Genomic DNA, 19,468 nt, shown 5'->3' on the forward strand with positions numbered 1-19,468 from the left:
ACGCTCCGTCAACGGACGGCGGCGACAGCCTCTGAAATCGAAGAAAATCCATCCGCGCGCAGCCGCGCCGCCAAATCCCGCTTGATCCGCGCCACCAGGCTCGGCCCTTCGTAGATCAGGGCCGAATAGATCTGGACGGCCGAGGCGCCCAACCGGATCCGAGCATAGGCCTCGGCCCCGCTGTCGATGCCGCCCACGGCGATCAGGGGCAGGCGGCCTTGTGCGGCCTCGGCAGCGGCGCGCAGGGCCTTTTCCGCAAAGGGGCGGATCGGCGCGCCGGACAGGCCTCCCGTCTCGTGCGCATCCGGCGACCGCAGGGTCTCGGGTCGTTCCAGTGTGGTGTTGGACACGATCAGGCCGTCGATCCGGTGCGCCAGCGAGGCCTCGACGATCATGCCGATCTCGTCGGCGACCAGATCGGGCGCGATCTTCAGGAAGACCGGGACGCGCGCGCCGCCGTCGGTCGGTCGGGCGGCGTCGATCCGGCCCAGCAGATCGTCCAGCTGTTCCCGCCCCTGCAAGGCGCGCAGGCCGGGCGTGTTGGGCGAGGAAATGTTGACGGTGAAATAGGAGGCGCGGCCGACCAGTCTCTGCAGGCCGGCGACATAGTCGGCCGCCTTGTCTTCCGTATCCTTGTTGGCCCCCAGGTTGGCGCCGACGACCACGCCCGACGGACGGTGATCCAGCCGGGCGGCGAAGGCCTCCAGGCCCTGGTTGTTGAACCCCATCCGGTTGATGATCGCTCGGTCCTCGCTCAGGCGGAACAGGCGGGGCTTGGGATTGCCGGGCTGGGGGCGAGGGGTGACCGAGCCGCATTCGACAAAGCCGAAGCCCAGTCGCGACAGGCCGCCCAGCGCCTCGCCGTTCTTGTCCAGACCGGCGGCCAGGCCGACGGGATTGGGCAGGGTCAGACCCGCCAGCGTCGTGTGCAGGACGGGGTCGTCAGCCGCCGGCGTGGGCAGGGGGGCGAAGGCCAGACCCTTGATGGCCAACTGATGGGCGGTCTCTGGATCGAGACGACGCAGGGCGGCCGCCCCCGCGTCAGACAGACCGGCGGTGAGACTGTCGAACAGGCTCATGCCGGGTCCTCGAACATCATCGCCCCGTCGTCGGCCACCGCAAAGGCGCGCGTGGCTGTGACGGCGGTCGCGGGCAGGGGGGCGTAGAGGTGGGGAAACAGATCGCCGCCGCGGGACGGCTCCCAGATCAGCTCGTCTCCGAACCGCCCCAGGTCCACGGTCAGCAGCACCAGATCGGTCTGGCCGGCGTAGTGGCGGCGCGCGGTCTCGACCAGTTGTTCGCCGGTCGACATGTGGATGTAGCCGTCCGCCAGATCGACGGCTGACCCTTCGTAACGGCCCTCGGCCAGGGCGGCGCGCCATTCGTCGGCGGCGAGGATCTTGTAGGCGGTGTCGGTCATGCGGCGCCGCCCTGGCCGAATGAGGGCAGGCCGCGCGGCGTGATGAAGCCTTCATAGGCGCACCGGCCGGCGACATCGACGGTGAACAGGGCGGCGGCTCCGGTCGGGAAGCCCCCGCTCAAACGGTCGAGGATGGCCGGGGAGGCGGCGCTCTCGCTCAGATACTCGCCCGCCAGAACATGGACGCCCGGATTATGGGCCAGAACCAGCAGGCAGCCGGCCTGATCCTCACTGTCCTCGACGAAGCGGCGCAACACTTCGGCTGGGGCGTTGTAGAGGCGCGGCTCCTCGCGCACCTCGACGTCGCCCAGGGCGTCATGCATCTGTTCCCAGGTCTGGCGCGTCCGCGTGGCGGATGAGACCAGGGCCAGGTCGGGCTTCAGCCCGCGCTCGGCCAGGGCCTTGCCCATCAGCAGGGCCTCGCCGCGTCCCACGGCGGACAGGGGGCGGGTTTCATCGCCGCCGGACGGGCTGGAGCCCTCGGCCTGGGCGTGTCGCATGAGGATCAGTCGGTGCATGGGGCTTCGCCATAAGGCCGTTCGAGTTCGACGACCAGATGGGTCCGTCTCAACTCCCCGTCAGCGCGGCCATTCCGGGGGGACCGAGGCGGCGGGCTGGGGCGTCAGGGCCGGCTTGGCGGGGGCCCGCTGGGCGTGGCCGCTGGGGCGGATGCGGGCGTAGGCCTGACGCGAGGCCTCCAGCAGGATCAGTCCAGCCGTGCCTGGCGCGATCCTCCGTCCGACCTGTTCGAAGCCGTCGGCGAGGGGCAGCAGCGGCGTCCAGGGCGGGACATACAGGGTCTGGGACCAGGCCGCAGGCTCCAGCCCCGCCTCGCGCACCAGCCGCTCCAACTGACCGCGGGTGAAGGGGCGGCCATGGCCGAAGGGGGTGTTTTCGGCCCGCGCCCACAGGCCGCCGCGCGCGGCTGCGGCCAGGATGATGCGTCCCGTGGGGGCCAGGGCGCGCACCGCCTCCAGCAGCAGGACGGCGGGATCGTCGGCCTCTTCCAGCGCATGGACCAGCAGGATGCGGTCGAAGGAGCCGGCGGGGAAGGGCAGGCGCCGGTCGTCCACCAGAAGGGTGCGGTTGCGCCCCACGCTGGGCCAGTGTTCGACGCCCTGGCCGCCCGGCATGGCCGCGACCACGCGACGCGCGCCGACGAAGGCGTCCAGCCAGGGGGTGGCGTAGCCTATGCCCAGCACGTCGCAATCCGGCGTCTCGCCCCAGGCGTCGTCCAGCCGCCGCGCCAGAAGACGCCGCACCAGCGCCCCGGTCGGTTCGCCGTAGAAGGTTCGAAGCTCGTCGATGCTGCGCCGCATGGTTCCACCATAGGCCGGGTCGGGGCCGCCTGCTAGAATGCGATCATGACCCTGGATGTTCACCTGTTTCCCTGCCGCAGCGACAACTACGGCTTTCTGATCCGCGATACCGCCACCGGCGTCGTGGCCACGGTCGATACGCCCGATGCGGCGCGCATTCTGGAAGAGCTGGAGGCCCTGGGCTGGGGACGACTGGACCTGATCCTGAACACCCACTGGCACCCGGACCACACCGAGGGCAACGAACGGCTGAAGGCGGAGACGGGCTGCGAGATCGTGGGGCCGGAAGAGGTGCGCCGCGTCGCGCCGCTGGACCGGGTCGTTGCGGACGGCGACGCGGTCATGGTCGGCGAGACCCGGTTTGAGGTCACGGCCACGCCGGGCCACACCCTGGGCCATGTGGTGTTCCGCTCGGTCGAGGATCAACAGGCCTTCGTCGGCGACACCCTGTTCGCCCTGGGCTGCGGCCGGTTGTTCGAGGGGACGCCGGAGCAGATGTGGGACAGCTTGCGCAAGCTGGCCGCCTGGCCCGAGGCGACCGTGATCTGGTGCGCCCACGAATATACGGCCTCGAACGCCCGCTTCACCCAGAGCCTGGACGACCGGCCCGAGACCCAGGCTCACGCCGAGGCGATCTTTGCGGCGCGGGCGCGGGGCGAGCCGACGGTTCCGACCACCATAGGGGCTGAGCTGCGGTTCAATCCGTTTCTGACGGCGACCGATGCGGCCCAGTTCGCCGCGCGTCGGGCGGCGAAGGACGGTTTCAGCGGCTGAGGGCGTCGTCCGCGACCGCGCGGACGATCCGGGCCGAAGACGGCCGGCCGGCCACGCCGGCGCGCGGCATGATCACGATACGCAGGACGCCGCGAGAGAAGGTCGCCTGGGGCCCCCGACCCTGATCGACGATCTCGATACGGCGGATACGGTCCGCTTCGCGTCGCAGGGTCGGCGAGCGGGCCATGCGGGCGATGGCGTCCACGGCGGTCGACAGGGCGTCGGCGGCCACGGCTTCTGACCCCGGCTGGATGTCCACATCCACAACCACCAGTCGGCCCAGGGCGCGGCTGGCCCGGTCGCTCTGCCGGATGATGTAGTTCCACAGTTGCATCGCCGTCAGGCCCGGCGCCAGCAAGGGCGCGGCCTCGCCGGACGGAGAAACGGGCGACCCCTGGGGCGCGTTGGTCGTGTACAGGGTCATGCGGCCGTCGGCCGTGACCCGCAGAACCTGGTCGCCGTTGTCGTTGCGATAGACGATGTCGCCGCGCGGGGCGGGGGTGGCGCGCAGCACCCAGATTTCAGTCGAACGGTCGAACCGCAGCAGGGGGCGCGATCCCGTCACATCCAGCACGAACCCTTGACCCGTGCCCGAGACATAGCGGGCGGACGGTTCCAGGTCGCGGCGCGACTGGGCGTGGCTGTCCGATGGCACAACGGCGGGCGCGGCGACGGACAGGGCGAGCCCCACGACGGCCGCGAGCGCCATCGCGGTCACGCGAGGCGATTTTTTCGCCCAAGCCGTTTCCGTCAACTTCATGAGACTGTGGATGAAACCGTCACGAGGCGGATTTTGGGCGAAGCCCGCTCAACCCACCAGGTATTGACCGCCGTTCAGCGACAGTGTGCAGCCTGTGACATATCCGGCACGCTCTCCGACCAGCCATGACACCATATCGGCGATCTCCTCGCCCTTGCCCAGCCGGCCGACCGGGATCTGGGCCACGATGGATTCCAGCACCTTGGGGTCCATCGCGCCCACCATCTCGGTGTCGATATAGCCGGGCGCGATACAGTTGACCGTCACGCCCTTCTTCGCATTTTCGAGCGCCAGGGCCTTGGTGAAGCCGATCATTCCGGCCTTGGCGGCGGAATAGTTGGTCTGGCCGACCTGGCCCTTCTGACCGTTGATCGAGGAGATGTTGACGATCCGGCCATGGCCGCGCTCGCGCATGCCGTTGATGACCTGGCGGGTGGTGTTGAAGACGCTGTCCATGTTCACCCGGATCACGTCGGACCACTGGTCATGGCTCATCTTGTGGAAGAAGCCGTCGCGGGTGATGCCGGCGTTGTTGACCAGGATGTCGACCGGCCCCAGCTGGGCCTCGACCTCGGCCACCGCGCGGGCGCAGTCGTCGAAACTGCCGACATTGCCCTTCACCACCATACAGCCCAGGGCCTGGGCCGTGGCGAAGGCGGCTTCGTCATTGCCGGAATAGCCGGCGGCGACGCGAATCCCGTCCTCTGTCAGGCGCTGCACGATCGCCTTGCCGATACCCCGGGTCCCGCCGGTCACGAACGCCACGCGCATCGCTGCTTCCTTGTCCCATGAAGCCCATCTGATGCGGGCCGTCCCCTAGAGGTTTAACCACGTCTCGGTTGCAGGCAAAGCCCGATTTCCGTTGCGGAAACCGGGCTTGATGTCGCGGAAGGCTCAGGCCGCCAGTTTTTCCATGTCGATGACGAAGCGATAGCGGACGTCGGACTTCAGCATCCGCTCATAGGCCTCGTTGATCTGGTCGGGGCCGGTCGCGGCGAAGGCGCGGGTGGCGATCGGCATAGGGAAGTCCTTAAAAGGCTTTGGGCAGGCCTTGGGGCTTGGCCGACAGATGCGGCCCGAGACGACCGGCCGCAAGGCGGCCGGCGTCATTTCAGCTGGGCGATCAGCGCCTGGGCCGCCGCCGGGTTGCGCACCTTGGCCCCCGAGATGAAATAGGCGAAGACGTCGCCGCGCTTGGCCCACGCCCTGGCCTGGTCGGCGACGGCGGCCAGTTCGGCGGCGGTCATGCCGGCCGGCTCGTCCTCGCGGCTGGACATCAGCCGGGCATAGGTGAAGTCGGCGGTGGCCTCGTCGATCTGGGGCCAGGTCGGCTCCTCGTCATCGACGGCGTAGACGATGGCGGCGCCGTATTTGCGGGCCAGGTCGTAGAACTGCTCGGTGGCGAAGCTCGGGTTGCGCACCTCCAGGGCGTGGCGCAGGCGGATGCCGTCCTTCTCGGGCGGCAGCAGTTTCAGGAAGCCTTCGAAATCCTCGGGATCGAACTTCTTCGTCCCCATGAACTGCCAGTTGATCGGCCCCAGCTTGTCGCCCAGTTCGGTCAGGCCCTGGGACAGGAACCGGTCGAAACTCTCGCCGCCGTCCGACAGGATCTTGCGATTGGTGCAATAGCGGCTGGCCTTGACCGAGAAAACGAACCCGTCCGGCGTCTCATCGCGCCACTTGCGCCAGGAGTCGGGCTTGAAGGTCGAATAATAGGTGCCGTTGATCTCGATACTGGTCAGTTTCGACGCCGCGTATTCCAACTCGCGCTTCTGAACCAGACCCTCGGGATAGAAGACCCCGCGCCACGGCTCGAAGGTCCAACCGCCGACGCCGATGTGGATGGGGTGGGTCATGGCCAGTCGCTTCCCAGAGGTGAGGTCGTCCAGTCCTCGCGTGCGCTGCGGATGCGGAGGACAGCGACGATGTCGTCGATGTGTTCATAGATGATGACGTGAGCGCCATAGGGCTGAACCCTGACGGAAGGCTGGATATCCGTGTGTAGTCGGCCAGTATCGGGGAACAGGAGCAACTGCTGGAACTGGTCTTCCAAGCCTGAAAGATAGGTTTCGGTCTGGCGGGCGCCGAACATTTCCAGGCCCTGCCAGAAAATCAGGCGCAGATCCGCTTCGGCGTCTTCGCTCAGCCGCAGGCGGGTCACGCTGCGCCCTTGCGTCCTTCGAATTCGGCGCGGACTTCCTCGAAGATCTCACGTGGGGTCTTTTCGCTGATCCCGCCGGCGCGCGCCTCGTCCACCAACCGCTGCATATTGGCGATCTTCTCGGCCTTGACCTGTTCGCGGCGGATCAGGTCGCGGACCACGTCCGAGGCGTTGGCGTAGCGGCCTGATTTCGCCTGTTCCTCGACCCAGGCCTTCATCGGGTCGGGCAGGGAGATGTTCATCGTCGCCATGGGGTCAGCTCCTGTCCGGTCAGAGTGGCGTATTGGCAAACTTTGTCAATTGCTGCTGGAGGCGCCGGCGAGAGCCACTTCCTTCGTCATTCCGGGCGAAGCGCAGCGGAGACCCGGAACCCAGCGGCGCCGAAGGCGAAATCTATCCGACGCACGCTGTTTGAAGATCGAATCCGCGACAGGTTCGCGCTCTCGCGCGCCGCTGGGTTCCGGGTCTCCGGGCCAAGAGGCCCTTCGCCCGGAATGACGAAAGAGAAGAAAGGCCCACTGGAAGCCCTCACCCCGCGTCCAGATCCCCCCTTGCCGCGTCCGCTAGGGCGAAGAAGCGGTTGCGGACTTCGGCGGCGAAGGGGTTGTCGCGTTCGATGGCGCGGAAGACGGCGGGGCTGTCGTGGCGGACCATGTCGACGGCCTGCATCAGGCGGTCGAAACTGGCGGTGGTCATGCGGGTCGGCAGGGGCTCCATGGCCAGCAGCAGGCGGGCGATCAGATGGGTCAAGCCCTGGACCGTGGCGGCTTCGCGGTCGTGATCCTCGGGGCTGACCTGAAACACCTTTAGGGCCAGGGCGCGGCGGCAGAAGGCGGCGACGCGGCGGGCGTCTCTGCGCGCATTGGGGGCGCCGCTTACCTCGCATATGGCGATGCGCAGGCCAGCGATGCCGTCCTTGCCGCTCTGGGGGCCGAACAGGGGGTGGGTGCCGACGATCCGCACGCCGGGGGGCAGCAGGTCTTTCATCAGCCGGGCCGGTTTGACCTTCACCGAGCCGACGTCGATCACCAGAGCGTCGGGGCGCAGGTGGGGGCGGATGGCCGTCAATGTCGCTTCCAGCGCCTCGACCGGCACGGCAAGGATGATCGTGGGACAGGCGGCGGCGGTGGCCAGGTCGGTCAGGGTCGCGTGGCCGTCGCCGCCTGACGCCGCGGGATCATGGGCGTAGATGTCGAACCAGGGCGACAGATGTCGCGCCGTCAGCCGCCCGAAGGCGCCGAAGCCGATCAGGCCGAGCTTTTCCCTTACCCCCGTCACCCTCGGGACGAGCCCGAGGGTGACGGTTGTTGAAATGCCCGGGCTCACAGCGTCTCCATGAACCGCACCGGCCGACCGTGGGCCGCGCCGATCAGTTCGCCGTCCTGCATCACCACCCGGCCGCGCACGATGGTCGCCATGGGCCAGCCGGTCGTCTCGAACCCGTCGAAGGGGGTCCAGCCGCAGCGCGACGCCTGCTGGTCGTGGGTGATGACGCGCTTGGCCTTCAGGTCGACGATGGTCAGATCGGCGTCATAGCTGACCGCCATCCGCCCCTTGTTGGCGGTGCCGAACACCCGCTGGGCGCCGGCCGAGGTCAGGTCGATGAACCGCTCCAGGCTCAGTCGCCCCTGGGCCACATGGGTCAGCATCAGGGGCACCAGGGTCTGGACCCCCGGCATGCCCGACGGCGAGGCCGGATAGGGTTTGGCCTTCTCTTCCTTCGTGTGCGGCGCATGGTCCGAGCCCAGCACGTCGGCGACGCCTTGCTGCATGCCCCAAAGCCACAGGGCGTCCACATGCTCCTGCGACCGGATCGGCGGGTTCATCTGGGCATAGGCGCCCAGCCGCTCATAGGCTTCGGGGGCGGCCAGGGTCAGGTGTTGCGGCGTGATCTCGACGGTGGCGACATCCTTGTGGAAGCGCAGGAACTCCATCTCGTCCCTGGTCGTGACGTGCAGCACGTGGATGCGGGCGCCGGTCTCCTGGGCCAGGCCGACCAGGCGTCGGGTCGAGCGGATGGCGCTCTCGGCGTCGCGGACCTCGGGGTGGCTGGTCCAGTCGCCGGTGCGGGCCAGGCCGCGCCGCTCGACCAGCCGGTATTCGTCCTCGGAATGGAAGGTGGCGCGGCGGCGCACGTTCGACAGAACCTTGCGCACCCCCTCGTCGTCGGCGATCAGCAGGTCGCCGGTCGAGGCGCCCATGAAGACCTTGACCCCGCAGCAGCCGGGCAGCCGCTCAAGCTCGCCCAGATAGTCGGCGTTCTCGTGCGTGCCGCCGACGTAGAAGGCGTGGTCGGTCCACATCCGGTCCTTCGCCCTTGCCAGCTTGTCGGCCATGGTGTCCGGGTCGGTGGTGTTGGGATTGGTGTTCGGCATCTCGAACACGGCGACGACCCCGCCCAGGGCGGCGGCGCGCGACCCGGTCTCCAGGTCTTCCTTCCACTCCAGGCCGGGTTCGCGGAAATGGACCTGGGTGTCGATGACGCCGGGCAGGACGGTCAGGCCCGTGGCGTCGAAGGTCTCGCCGGCCGAGGCCTGGGACAGGTCGCCGATGAAGGCGATCTTGCCGTCGATCACCCCGACGTCGGCCAGGCCCCGCCCGGCGTGATTGGCCACCTCGCCGCCACGGACGATCAGGTCATAGGTCTGGGTCATCATCTTCACCGTCACCCTCGGGCTTGTCCCGAGGGCCCATGGCGGCCGCCGCACGATCACCGAGACCGCACGCCACGACCGACGTCTCTCAGGCTTGCTTATGCGGAAAGGTGGGCCCTCGGGACAAGCCCGAGGGTGACGAGTTTTCAGTCAGCCCCGTTCCTTCAACACCCGCAGCGCCGCCTTCAGCACCCGTTCCCACGGCAGGTCCATCATGTGCTGGATCGCCTGGTTCAGCCGGGGGTCCAGGGTCTTGAACTCTTCGAACGAACGCGGGCCGCGCACGGAGACGCCTTTCCAGGGGCCGCGCGTCGTCTCGTCCGATGGGCCGAACACCGCCACCACCGGCGCGCCCGAGGCGGTGGCCAGATGGGTCCAGATCGAGTCCGCCCCGATGTACAGCCGGGCCTTGGACAGGGCCGCCACTGTCTGGAGCCGGGTCAGCTTGCCCTGAAGTTCGATGACCCGCGCACGCGGCACGGCGTAGCGGATGGTGTGCGCCGCCTCGCGGTCGATCTCCTCGCCGACCAGCATCAGCCGCCCGCCCGCCAGCGGACCGTCGTCGGCCAACAGCCTGGTCGCCACCTTGGCGTAGCGTTCCGCGGGCCAGCGCCGGCCCATCCATTCGACGCCGGGGCCGATGGCCAGGATGGGGCCGTGGCCGCCGCCGGTCGGGATCAAGGCCTCGACCTGGGCCATCGTCAAATCCGAGACGTGGATGCGCGGCGTCGGCGCCTCATCCGGCTCCATCTGCAAGACTGCCGCCGCCGCCTCGACGGCGTGGAGGCCCGGCGCGTCCTTGCCGCGCACCGCCCGCTTGTGACGCCTCAGCCGACCCGACAGGGTGGAGCCGCGCATATCGACGACCAGACCCCATTTGGTCCCGCGCACCTGGTTCCACAGGGCGATCCAGTCGAAATGACCCTCGCGCTCCAGCACCAGCAGCCGGTCCAGGCGCGGCGTATCGGCGAACAGGGGGGCGCTGGCGGCCGAGCCGACGATGGTGAAGGCGGCGTTCGGCAGGCTCTCGACCAGATGCGCCAGAACGCCCGAAGACAGCACGGCGTCCTCGGCGTCGGCCTCGGCGATATAGAGGATGGGAAAGCGCCCGATCATCCGTGAGCGTCATACAGGGATTCTGTTCGCGGTTCACCGTCAAACGCCCGTATCCACAGGCCGGTTTCCCCGCCGGGCGCGATGGGATAGAGCCACGGCCATGACCCAAGCCCCCCATCCGGCGCCCGATCCCGCCGCCAACGCCGCCGCCAACGCCGCTCTCGAGCGGTTCAAGGCCCAGCGCGTGACGGCCATCTACCGCCTTGATCTGATCGCTCAAGGCGCGACCATCGCCTATGAGGACGGCACGCCGGTGGACATGGCGTCGGAGAAGACGCGGCTGGAGGCCGTGGTCGCCGACATGGACCGCCGCATCGCCCGGCTGGAGCGGGCGGGCGGTTGAGCCTGCCCCTGCTGCCCGACCGGACCTGCGGGGCCTGCGTCGAATGCTGCCGGGTCATTCCGCTGGATCTGCCCGAACTGGCCAAGCCGACCGGCGAGCTGTGCGCCTATTGCGTCGAGGCGGCCGGCTGCTCGGTCCATGCGATCCGGCCGAACACCTGCCGGGTCTGGTTCTGCCTGTGGCGGGTGGTCGAGCTGTCGGACGACTGGCGGCCCGACCTCAGCGGGGTGATCGTGCGGCCGGACGGGATCGAGGACGGGATCATCACCCTGTATGTGATCCGGCCGTCCGACTTCCTGGCCTCGCCGGACTTCTTCGCCGCGGTCGCCGGCTGGATCGCCGAGGGGATCGAGGTGGCGCTGAGCATTCCCGGCCCGGTGGGGACCTATCCCGCCCGCGCCGTCGTCACCGACTGGCTGCGCCCGGCGGTGGAGGCGGGCGATCCCGCCGCCTTCCTGGGGCGGGTGCTGCGGTCGCTGGATAAGCTGGCGGAGCATGATTTCCAGCCGGACGAAATCGCGACCCGCTACGCGGTGGTGTGACCTTCCGCCGCGCCCTGTGGCGGGCCTGATAAGCGGTTTCCGCTATTGGGGATTTAGCCGATCATTAGCCCTTTGTATCGATAACGGGTGTTCGTTAACCGACGTCCAGAAGGGACGCGCCGTGCCGATGCATGACTGGGACGATCTGCGTCGTCCGATATGGTTGTTCGACCCCGCCACGCGGCGTGGCGTCTACGCCAACCCGGCGGCTCTGGACCTGTGGGAGGCGGACAGCCTGGAGACCCTTGAGGCGCGGGGTTTCGGTCAGCTTTCTCCCGCCGCTGAGGCCCGTGTCGAAAGACTGATGCGCGAAACCGCCGACGGCGGCGCCGTCTGCGAACAATGGACCTTCTACCCCAACGGACATCCGGTTTCGGTCTCGGCGGTGATCTCGACCTATCACCTGGAAGACGGCACGCCCGTGCTCTTGCTCGAAGCGTCTCCGCTTGTCTCGGACGTTGACGAGAACCGCGCCACCGAAGCTTTGCGCCACACCTCCACCCTGATCAGCCTGTTCGACACCGAAGGACGGCCGATCTTCGCCAACCCCGCGGCCTTCGCGGCCTATGGATCGATCAACCACGACTTCGCCGAGCGATTTGCGGAGCCAGAGCGCGCGTCTTCGTTGCTGGCGGCGGCCTTGGCTGGCGCTCCAGTCAACGAAGTCTGCCAGGTCGTGACGCGCGAGGGCGTGCGCTGGCATCAGCTGGACATTCGCCCGACGACTGATCCGGCGACCGGCGAACTCGCCGTTCTATTGGACGAACACGACGTCACCGCACGGGTCGAGGCGAAAAAGGCCCATGCCGCCGCCGAGCAGAAGGCCGCCATGGCCGAAGCCCGCCAGATCTTCCTGACCGACATGTCGCACGAGTTGCGCACCCCGCTGAACACGGTGATCGGCTTCTCGGCCCTGTTGGCGAACACCCGATTGGATGACGAGCAGTCCGCCCAGGTGGCGCGCATCAACGACGCCGGCCAGAAGTTGCTGTCGGTGGTCAATGAAATGATCGAACACTCGGCGCGCGCCGCCGATGAGACAGAAGAAGCGGCGCCGCTGGGGGCGACGCTAGAGCCTCTGCCGCCCGAGTGTTCCCCCGTATCCAACGACGCAAGCGCCCTCGTTCCGCAGGGGGGCGACGGGCGGCTGGGCGGGCCGCGCGTTCTTTACGTCGATGATCACGACTGCAACCGCGCCCTGGTCGTCGCTGTTCTCGACGCTCAAGGCATCGTCTGTTCCACGGCCGAGGACGGCGCCCAGGGGCTGGAGGCCGCCCGCACCGGCGACTGGGACCTGATCCTGATGGATATCCAGATGCCCGTCATGGACGGGGTCGCCGCCGCCCGGGCCATTCGCGCCTTGCCCGGACACCGAGGCGCCGTCCCCATCGTCGCCCTGACGGCCAACACCCTGGCGGAACAGAAGGCCGAATACGCCGCCGCCGGTATGGACGGCTGTATGGCCAAGCCGATCAATATCGTCGAACTGACCCATATGGTCCTGAGCTGGATCGGCAGCGACTGGCGCAAGAGCGGCCCGCCGCTGATCGCCGCCGTCGCCTGAGGCGCGCTCCCGTTACGCCGTCAGCACGGACTGTATGCCCGCCAGCAAACTGGCGGCGGTGATGGGTTTGGGCACATGGATGTCGGCGCCGGCCTCCATGGCCTGATCGCGGTGCTGGGCCATGGCGTTGGCGCTCAGCATGATGATCGGAGTGTGGGTGTTGGCGACGCGTTCGGCCTCCAGGGCCCGGATCTTGCGGGTCGCCGTCAGCCCGTCCATGCCCGGCATCTGCATGTCCATCAGGATCACGTCGAAGCTGCCGGCCTCGAAGGCGGCGACGGCCTGGGCGCCGTCCTCGACCGTGATCAGTTCCACCGGGTGCCCGGCCAGGATCAGCTGAACCACGCGCTGGTTGGTCGGGTGATCTTCCGCCAGCAGCACCCGGATGGTGGGCATCGGCCGTGCGACCTCGACCGCCTTGGCGCGTTCGCCGGCGACATAGTCGGACAGGGAGGTGCTGCGGGCCACAGGGATCTCGACCTTGAAGCGACTTCCGAGGCCGGGTGTGGAATCCGCGATGATCTGTCCCCCCATCATCTCGACCAGGGCGCGGCAGATCGACAGGCCCAGGCCCGTGCCTCCGAACCGGCGGGTTATGGTGGCGTCAGCCTGGCTGAAGCGGTCGAACAGTCGCGTGGCGTGCTGGGCGTCGAAGCCTACGCCTGTGTCCTGGATGTCCACGATCAGATGGCACAGGCCGTCGTGGTCCTCGCCCAGCGTGATGCGGACGGTGACGCCGCCCTGATGGGTGAATTTCACGGCGTTGGACAGCAGATTGCCGATCACCTGACGGATGCGGGTGCTGTCGCCGACGAAGACGCCGCGGGCTTCCGCGTCGCGGGTGACGTCGAATGTCAGGCCCTTTTCGTCGGCGCGCAGGCGCGTCACCTCCAGCGGCGTGTCCAGGGCTTCGTCCAGGTCGAACGCACGGGTCTCCAGCGTCAGTTCTCCGGCCTCGATCTTGGAGACGTCGAGGATGTCCGACACCAGCCGTTCAAGGGTGACCCCGGACGCCCGGATCAGACTGACCATCTCGGTTTGAGCGGGGTCCAGGGCGGTGCGGGACAGGGCGTCGATGATGCCGATCACCCCGTTCAGAGGCGTGCGGATCTCGTGGCTCATATTGGCCAGAAAATCGGACTTGGCGCGGCTGGCGGCCTCGGCGGCGGCCTTGGCCTCGATCAGGGCCTGTTCTGCGGCGACCTTGGCCGTCACGTCGCGCGCGACGGCGTAGATGCGGTCGCCGAACCGCTGGGCGCGCCATTCCAGGGTGACGTAATAACCGTCCTTGTGCCGATAGCGGTTGACCTGGCCGATAACCGGATCGCCGGGACGCCGATGGGTGACTTCCAGAATGGCTTTGTGCGTGGACTCCAGATCATCGGGGTGGATCAGGCTGGGCAGCATGACCCCCAACAGTTCTTCCGGTCGATAACCCAGCACGGTGAACCAGGACGGGCTGGCCTTCAGCACGGGGCCGCCGACGTCACGCACGATCAACAGGTCCAGCGACACCTCGAAGAAGGTGTCCAGATTCACTGGGGTCGGTGGAGGATACAGCGCCTCTGCGGACGAACTGATCATTGGGGCAATCTCTCGCGAAGTGCGACGACGCGTAAGCCCTATCGGTTAAGGCCGCCTTTGCGTGGGCAAGGATGTTTGAACTGGTTTCAAATGTCGCCTCGGCTAGTGTCGGTCCATGATCGCCACACTGCTGATGCTCGCCGCCCTCCAGACTGCTGCCGAAGGCTCGGCGGGTCTGCTGGAAAACCTGATCCTGACCGACGACCGCGCCTGCACGCCTGATGGCGGCCGGTGCGTCGGCCTGAGCCGGCAGACGCGCGAGGGCGAGGTCGTCGTTACGCCGGTCTTCAGGGCGTTGGGCGATGGGGCGGCGGGCGACGTGGCGGCGGGGGGCGAGGTCGAAACCTATCAGCCGTGGACCGGCCTGGTGACGCTGGCGGACGGCGGCTTCCTGGCCGGGGTGGAGATGGGGTCCAGCAGCATGTATTCCGGCGGGGGCGGCCAGGCGTCGGAACTGCGTCTCTATCGGCTGGACGCGGCCGGTGATGCAGGCCCCGCGCCGGTCCTGATCGTGCCGATCCGGGGATCCTTGATGATCCGCGCCTGTTTCAGCGAAGCCGACATGAAACAGCGCGCCGGCGCCTGCCACGACGAATACAGTTTCGACGCCACATTGACGCCGGCGGGCGGTGCGGACGGCTGGCCGGTGCTGGACTATGAGACCGTCGCCACCGCCTTCCCGCGCGGGGTTTCGCGGTCAGAGGACTCGCTGGAGAAGGCGCCGCTGACCAAGGCCGATCTGGTGGCGGAGCGGGACGAGAAATGCAGCTATCGCCGCCGCTTCGTCTTCGATGCGGCGGCGGGCGTTTATCGCGCGGATAGGCCTCTACCGGACTGTTCGGACTATACGGTCCCCTAGGCCTCAGTAGGCGAAGTCGGCGTAGATCCGCTTCACATCGCCCTGCCAGACGCCGTGATACAGGTCCAGCAGCCGCTCGGCCGGGGTGACGCCGCTGTCGGCGATGTCTTCCAGCTCCGACAGATAGCCGCGCTCATCGACCATGCCGCCCGAGAAGCGCGCGCGGTTCTTCAGCCCCTGTTTGGCGATGTTCACCAGGTCCACCGCGATGTCGCGCACGCTGCGGCCCGCCACCTCGGCCTTCAGGCCCAGGCGGGTGACGTCGCGGCGCAGGCGTTCGTGGTCGGCTATGTCCCAGTCCTTGACCAGGTCCCAGGCCGCCGCCAGCGAAGGGGCGTCGTACAGGACGCCGGCCCACAGGGCGGGCAGGGCGCAGATCCGGCTCCACGGGCCGCCGTCGGCGCCGCGCATCTCCAGATAGGCCTTCAGCCGCACCTCGGGGAAGAGGGTGGTCAGATGGTCGTTCCAGTCCTTGATCGTCGGATATTCGCCGGGCAGGGCGGGCAGTTTGCCGGCCTGGAAGTCGCGGAACGACTGGCCCGAGGCGTCGACATATTTGCCGTCGCGCTTGGCGAAATACATCGGCGTGTCCAGCGCATAGTCGGCATAGCGCTCGAAGCCGAACCCGTCCTCGAACACAAAGCCCAGCATTCCGGTCCGGTCGGCGTCGGTGTCGGTCCAGACATTGGCCCGCGCCGACAGGAAACCGTTGGGCCGGCCCTCGGTGAAGGGCGAACAGGCGAACAGGGCGGTGGCGATCGGTTGCAGCGCCAGCGAGGTGCGGAACTTGGCCACCATGTCGGCTTCGGAATCGAAGTCCAGATTGGCCTGAATGGTGCAGGTGCGCAGCATCATGTCGAGGCCCAGGTTCCCGACCTTGGGCATATAGGCGCGCATGATGTCGTAGCGGCCCTTGGGCATGACCGGCACCTGTTCGCGGGTCCACAGCGGGTCGAAGCCGGCGCCCAGGAAGCCGACGCCCAGCTGGTCGGCCACCTGCTTGACCTCCATCAGGTGCTGGCCGGTCTCGGAACAGATGTCGTGGATGGTCTTCAGCGGTGCGCCGGACAGTTCGAACTGGCCGCCGGGCTCCAGACTGACCGAGGCGATGAAGCCCTCGTCGTTCCTGCGCTCCAGCCCGATCAGCACGCCGTTCTCCTCGACGGGCGCCCAGCCGAACCGTTGCAGCCCTTCGAGCATGGCCTTGATGCCGTTCGGCCCCTCGTAGGCGGGGCGGGCCAGGGTGGTCTTGTCGAAGCCGAACTTCTCGTGCTCGGCGCCGATCCGCCACTGGTCCTTGGGCTTGGCGCCCTTGGACATGGCTTCGATCAGGACATCCCGGCTCAGAGGCGCGTTGTCGGTCATGCGTCAGATCCCCTCCGGCGCATCTGTGAGCGACCGTGTGTCGCGGCTAGATGGGCGAGGATGAGGTCCGGCTCAAGGGGGTGACCTATGAGTTCTTCCCTCTCCCGTCGGGAGAGGGCTTGAGCGCACGAGCGCGCAGCGGTCGTCCTTGCGCGAAAGGGTGAGGGTTGCGGCGTGCGACTTGGCCCACCGCCCGACCCTCATCCGGCCCTTCGGACCACCTTCTTCCACCAGGAGAAGGCCTATTTTTCCCAATCGCCCACCGCCGCCTGCCACAAGGTCATGGCGGCGATGGCGGCGGTATCCGCGCGCAGGATGCGCGGGCCCAGCGATACGGCGGTGGTGAAGGGCAGAGACCGTAGCCGTTCGCCCTCTTCCGGCGAGAAACCGCCCTCGGGGCCGATCAGGATGGACCACGGACCCTCACCGGCGTCGCGCAAAGCCGCCATCGCCGGCGCGCCGCCCGTCTCGTCGCAGAACATCAGCCGGCGTCCCGCCTCCCATCCGTCCAGCATGGCGTCCAGCTTCACCGGATCATCGACGGGGGGCACGTCCAGACGACCGGTCTGTTCGGCGGCTTCCTCGGCGATGGCGTCCAGCCGGTCCAGGCGGATGCGGTCTGCGTTGGTCCGTTTTGTCAGGACCAGCCGAACCCGGCGCGCGCCCAGTTCGGCGGCCTTCTCGACGATGGTCTCGACGCGGGCCTTCTTCACCACCGCGACGATCAGCTCCAGATCCGGACCATAGGTCTGGGGCCGCACCTGCGCCTCGGCCCGCAGGATCACGCCCTTCTTCAACACCTCGGCGATGGTGCAGCGCCACTCGCCGTCGCGGCCGTTGAAGACCAGCAGTTCATCCCCGAGCTTCAGCCGCATTACCTGGGTCAGATAGCGCGACTGGTCGAGGGTGGGGGCGACGGGGGATCCTGCCGCCAATGCGGCCTTCACGTGCAAACGTATCATCGGCTCAATAGTGGTAGCGGCATTGGATGATTTCCAAGCCGGTTTCGGTCATGCGGTAAACGAGGCGATGTTCCTGGTTGATGCGTCTGGACCACCACCCCTTCAGGTCGCCTCTCAGCGGCTCGGGCAGGCCCGATCCCGTGAACGGGGTTCTGGAGCATTCCTTGATCAAGGCGTTGATCTTGGCGACAATCTTTCGGTCGGTTTCCTGCCAGTGGAGATATTGGCTCCAAGCGCGGCCAGAGAAGACGACATTCACTCGATAAGCTCGCGCACTTCACCGCCGCCTGCTTCGAGCTCGGCGATGGACGCCATCAGCTCTTTGCGATTGGCCGGGCTGCGCAGCAGATAGTCGGTCTCCTGCCAGGAGGCGAAATCCTCCAAGGACATCAACACCGCCGCCGGCTTGCCGCCCTCCCGGGTGATGATGGTGTAGTCGTGGTCCGCCGTCACCCGGTCGATGGCCGAGGCGAGGTTCTTGCGGAGTTCAGTGACGGACATCGCGTTCATGATTGAGATGTACAGAATATTGTACGATCCGGCAAGGCGGCGTCAATCGTCACCCCGCGCCCCTTCCTGTCCCGCTTCTTCCGGCGTCTTGGTGCGCTGCGCCTCCACCAATCGCTCCGCCGACGGGCTGACAATCTTCTGTAGTTCTAGCAAGGCGCTGCCAAAACCGCTGGACGTCAGGCCTTTTCTGCGGCTCTTCATGCCGCCCACCAACGTGGGCATGAGTAATAGCGCCGCGATCAGCACTACCGCCGCAGCGATCCATTCCATCATCGTCACATCCCCGATTTGATGGGGAAATGGCTACAACGTCCGCGCGATCAAGAGCTTCATGATCTCGTTGGTCCCGCCGTAGATCCGCTGCACCCGCGCGTCCTTGTACAGCTGCGCGATGGCGTATTCGTTCATATAGCCATAGCCGCCGTGCAGTTGCAGCATTTCGTCGATGGTCTCGCCCTGGATGTCGGTGACCCAGTATTTGGCCATGGAGGCCGTGGCGGCGTCGAGCTGGCCCTTCAGGTGCAGGCCGATACAGTGATCGACGAAGACCTTGGCGACGGTCAGCTTGGTCTTGACCTCGGCCAGTTTGAACTGGGTGTTCTGGAAGTCGATCACCCGTTTGCCGAAGGCCTTGCGTTCCTTGACGTAGGCCAGGGTCGTCTCAAGTCCGCGCTCGGCCGCCGCGACGCCCTGGACGGCGATGTTCAGCCGTTCCTGGGGCAGTTGCTGCATCAGCTGGACGAAGCCCTGGCCCTCGGCCCCGCCGATGATGTTGTCGCCGGGGACTTTCACGTCATTGAAGAACAGTTCGGAGGTGTCGTTCCCCTCCATGCCGATCTTGTGCAGGTTCCGGCCGCGCTCGAAGCCTTCCGCCCCATCGGTCTCGACCACGATCAGCGACGTGCCCTTGGCGCCCTCGGCCGGGTCGGTCTTGGCCACCACGATGATGAAGTTGGCCAGCTGGCCGTTGGTGATGAAGGTCTTGGAGCCGTTGACGACATAGCCGTTGCCGGACTTGACCGCCGTGGTCTTGACCCCTTGCAGGTCCGAGCCCGCGCCCGGTTCGGTCATGGCGATGGCGCCGACCAGTTCGCCGGACTGGAGCCGTGGCAGCCAGCGCGCCTTCTGCTCCGGCGTGCCGTAGTGCCAGATGTAGGGGGCGACGATGGCGTTGTGCAGGCTGATGCCGAAATGGTCCGCGCCCTTCCAGCCCAGCTGACGCATCAGCACGACTTCATGGCGATAGTCGCCGCCCATGCCGCCGTCTTCTTCCGGCATCGACAGGCCCAACAGGCCGTCGGCCCCGGCCTGGGTCCACAGGTCGCGGGGCACGCTCGAGTTGCCGATCCAGGACTGGACCTTCTCGGGCGGCGCGTGCTCGTCGATCCATTTGCCGACGCTGTCGGAGAAGAGGGTGATCTCTTCTTCACGCATGAAATCGGGGTCGGGGCTGCCCAGCACGTTCATCGGTTTCGTCCCTGAAGTTTTTTATGGTCGTCATCCTCGGGCTTGTCCCGAGGACCCACCCATCCGCC

25 protein-coding genes are annotated in these 19,468 nt (G+C 67.4%); 5 read left to right on the forward strand and 20 right to left on the reverse strand.

Annotated elements, in window-relative coordinates; genetic code table 11:
• Positions 1-8: 8 nt before the first annotated feature.
• The 4 genes from ACW177_RS04910 to ACW177_RS04925 are packed head-to-tail and all read right to left on the reverse strand — an operon-like array spanning position 9 to position 2,739.
• On the reverse strand, positions 9-1,079 hold the full coding sequence (locus ACW177_RS04910) for a quinone-dependent dihydroorotate dehydrogenase (protein ID WP_492027514.1): 1,071 nt from the start codon (positions 1,077-1,079) through the stop codon (positions 9-11).
• Positions 1,076-1,420 (reverse strand): DUF952 domain-containing protein, encoded by a 345-nt coding sequence (locus ACW177_RS04915; RefSeq protein ID WP_492027515.1) that lies wholly within the window; start codon positions 1,418-1,420, stop codon positions 1,076-1,078. Before ACW177_RS04915 ends, ACW177_RS04910 begins: the two co-directional genes overlap by 4 nt.
• A complete protein-coding gene (locus tag ACW177_RS04920; RefSeq protein ID WP_492027516.1) occupies positions 1,417-1,938 on the reverse strand; it encodes a SixA phosphatase family protein in 522 nt (173 codons plus the stop codon). The genes ACW177_RS04915 and ACW177_RS04920 overlap by 4 nt, the downstream gene beginning before the upstream one ends.
• 60 nt (positions 1,939-1,998) lie before the next feature.
• A complete protein-coding gene (locus ACW177_RS04925; RefSeq protein WP_492027517.1) occupies positions 1,999-2,739 on the reverse strand; it encodes a class I SAM-dependent methyltransferase in 741 nt (246 codons plus the stop codon).
• Between the two features lie 45 nt (positions 2,740-2,784).
• Here ACW177_RS04925 and gloB point away from each other — a divergent pair, with 45 nt between their 5' ends.
• Positions 2,785-3,513 (forward strand): hydroxyacylglutathione hydrolase, encoded by a 729-nt coding sequence (gene gloB / locus ACW177_RS04930; RefSeq protein WP_492027518.1) that lies wholly within the window; start codon positions 2,785-2,787, stop codon positions 3,511-3,513.
• Here the strand turns inward: gloB and ACW177_RS04935 are convergent.
• The 9 genes from ACW177_RS04935 to ACW177_RS04975 form a co-directional block, all read right to left on the reverse strand.
• Positions 3,503-4,222, reverse strand: coding sequence for a DUF4908 domain-containing protein (locus tag ACW177_RS04935; protein ID WP_492028077.1), 720 nt, complete (start codon positions 4,220-4,222; stop codon positions 3,503-3,505). The genes gloB and ACW177_RS04935 overlap by 11 nt on opposite strands.
• Positions 4,223-4,321: 99 nt before the next feature.
• Positions 4,322-5,044: an acetoacetyl-CoA reductase gene (gene phbB / locus ACW177_RS04940; protein ID WP_492027519.1), complete on the reverse strand. Its 723-nt coding sequence runs from the start codon at positions 5,042-5,044 to the stop codon at positions 4,322-4,324.
• 123 nt (positions 5,045-5,167) lie between these two features.
• Entirely contained in the window at positions 5,168-5,293 is a 126-nt protein-coding gene (locus ACW177_RS04945) for a hypothetical protein (protein ID WP_492028135.1), read from the reverse strand.
• Between the two features lie 86 nt (positions 5,294-5,379).
• A complete protein-coding gene (locus ACW177_RS04950; protein ID WP_492027520.1) occupies positions 5,380-6,129 on the reverse strand; it encodes a DUF72 domain-containing protein in 750 nt (249 codons plus the stop codon).
• Positions 6,126-6,434: a type II toxin-antitoxin system RelE/ParE family toxin gene (locus ACW177_RS04955; protein WP_492027521.1), complete on the reverse strand. Its 309-nt coding sequence runs from the start codon at positions 6,432-6,434 to the stop codon at positions 6,126-6,128. Before ACW177_RS04955 ends, ACW177_RS04950 begins: the two co-directional genes overlap by 4 nt.
• Positions 6,431-6,685, reverse strand: coding sequence for a type II toxin-antitoxin system ParD family antitoxin (locus ACW177_RS04960; protein WP_492027522.1), 255 nt, complete (start codon positions 6,683-6,685; stop codon positions 6,431-6,433). The genes ACW177_RS04955 and ACW177_RS04960 overlap by 4 nt, the downstream gene beginning before the upstream one ends.
• A gap of 277 nt (positions 6,686-6,962) precedes the next feature.
• Entirely contained in the window at positions 6,963-7,712 is a 750-nt protein-coding gene (locus ACW177_RS04965; protein WP_492027523.1) for a prephenate dehydrogenase/arogenate dehydrogenase family protein, read from the reverse strand.
• 44 nt (positions 7,713-7,756) lie between these two features.
• Entirely contained in the window at positions 7,757-9,088 is a 1,332-nt protein-coding gene (locus tag ACW177_RS04970) for a dihydroorotase (protein WP_492028078.1), read from the reverse strand.
• 150 nt (positions 9,089-9,238) lie between these two features.
• Positions 9,239-10,204, reverse strand: a complete 966-nt coding sequence (locus ACW177_RS04975) for a glycosyltransferase family 9 protein (RefSeq protein WP_492027524.1) — start codon at positions 10,202-10,204, stop codon at positions 9,239-9,241.
• Between the two features lie 100 nt (positions 10,205-10,304).
• On the opposite strand from ACW177_RS04975, the gene ACW177_RS04980 reads away from it, so the two are divergent.
• From ACW177_RS04980 to ACW177_RS04990, 3 genes are all read left to right on the forward strand, one after another.
• Positions 10,305-10,547, forward strand: coding sequence for a hypothetical protein (locus ACW177_RS04980; RefSeq protein WP_492027525.1), 243 nt, complete (start codon positions 10,305-10,307; stop codon positions 10,545-10,547).
• Positions 10,544-11,089 carry a hypothetical protein gene (locus ACW177_RS04985; protein WP_492027526.1) on the forward strand — a complete coding sequence of 182 codons (546 nt, stop codon included), beginning with the start codon at positions 10,544-10,546 and terminating at the stop codon, positions 11,087-11,089. Before ACW177_RS04980 ends, ACW177_RS04985 begins: the two co-directional genes overlap by 4 nt.
• A gap of 127 nt (positions 11,090-11,216) precedes the next feature.
• A complete protein-coding gene (locus ACW177_RS04990) occupies positions 11,217-12,653 on the forward strand; it encodes a response regulator (RefSeq protein WP_492028079.1) in 1,437 nt (478 codons plus the stop codon).
• Between the two features lie 12 nt (positions 12,654-12,665).
• On the opposite strand, the gene ACW177_RS04995 is transcribed toward ACW177_RS04990, so the two are convergent.
• The gene (locus tag ACW177_RS04995) at positions 12,666-14,237 is read right to left on the reverse strand and encodes an ATP-binding protein (protein ID WP_492027527.1); all 1,572 of its coding nucleotides are present in this window, start codon (positions 14,235-14,237) and stop codon (positions 12,666-12,668) included.
• Positions 14,238-14,352: 115 nt separating this feature from the next.
• Here ACW177_RS04995 and ACW177_RS05000 point away from each other — a divergent pair, with 115 nt between their 5' ends.
• The gene (locus ACW177_RS05000) at positions 14,353-15,096 is read left to right on the forward strand and encodes a hypothetical protein (RefSeq protein ID WP_492027528.1); all 744 of its coding nucleotides are present in this window, start codon (positions 14,353-14,355) and stop codon (positions 15,094-15,096) included.
• A 3-nt stretch (positions 15,097-15,099) separates the two neighbouring features.
• Here ACW177_RS05000 and ACW177_RS05005 read toward each other — a convergent pair whose 3' ends face one another.
• The 6 genes from ACW177_RS05005 to ACW177_RS05030 all read right to left on the reverse strand — a co-directional run bounded on the left by ACW177_RS05005 (position 15,100) and on the right by ACW177_RS05030 (position 19,400).
• The gene (locus ACW177_RS05005) at positions 15,100-16,461 is read right to left on the reverse strand and encodes a glutamate--cysteine ligase (protein WP_492027529.1); all 1,362 of its coding nucleotides are present in this window, start codon (positions 16,459-16,461) and stop codon (positions 15,100-15,102) included.
• Between the two features lie 242 nt (positions 16,462-16,703).
• On the reverse strand, positions 16,704-17,423 hold the full coding sequence (locus tag ACW177_RS05010; protein ID WP_492027530.1) for a 16S rRNA (uracil(1498)-N(3))-methyltransferase: 720 nt from the start codon (positions 17,421-17,423) through the stop codon (positions 16,704-16,706).
• A gap of 4 nt (positions 17,424-17,427) precedes the next feature.
• Positions 17,428-17,682, reverse strand: coding sequence for a Txe/YoeB family addiction module toxin (locus ACW177_RS05015; protein WP_492027531.1), 255 nt, complete (start codon positions 17,680-17,682; stop codon positions 17,428-17,430).
• Entirely contained in the window at positions 17,679-17,933 is a 255-nt protein-coding gene (locus tag ACW177_RS05020) for a type II toxin-antitoxin system prevent-host-death family antitoxin (RefSeq protein ID WP_183198520.1), read from the reverse strand. Before ACW177_RS05020 ends, ACW177_RS05015 begins: the two co-directional genes overlap by 4 nt.
• A gap of 42 nt (positions 17,934-17,975) precedes the next feature.
• Positions 17,976-18,206: a hypothetical protein gene (locus ACW177_RS05025; protein WP_492027532.1), complete on the reverse strand. Its 231-nt coding sequence runs from the start codon at positions 18,204-18,206 to the stop codon at positions 17,976-17,978.
• Positions 18,207-18,236: 30 nt separating this feature from the next.
• A complete protein-coding gene (locus ACW177_RS05030; RefSeq protein ID WP_492027533.1) occupies positions 18,237-19,400 on the reverse strand; it encodes an acyl-CoA dehydrogenase family protein in 1,164 nt (387 codons plus the stop codon).
• Positions 19,401-19,468 lie beyond the last annotated feature (68 nt).

The organism is Brevundimonas sp. AVps23W (assembly GCF_058681395.1).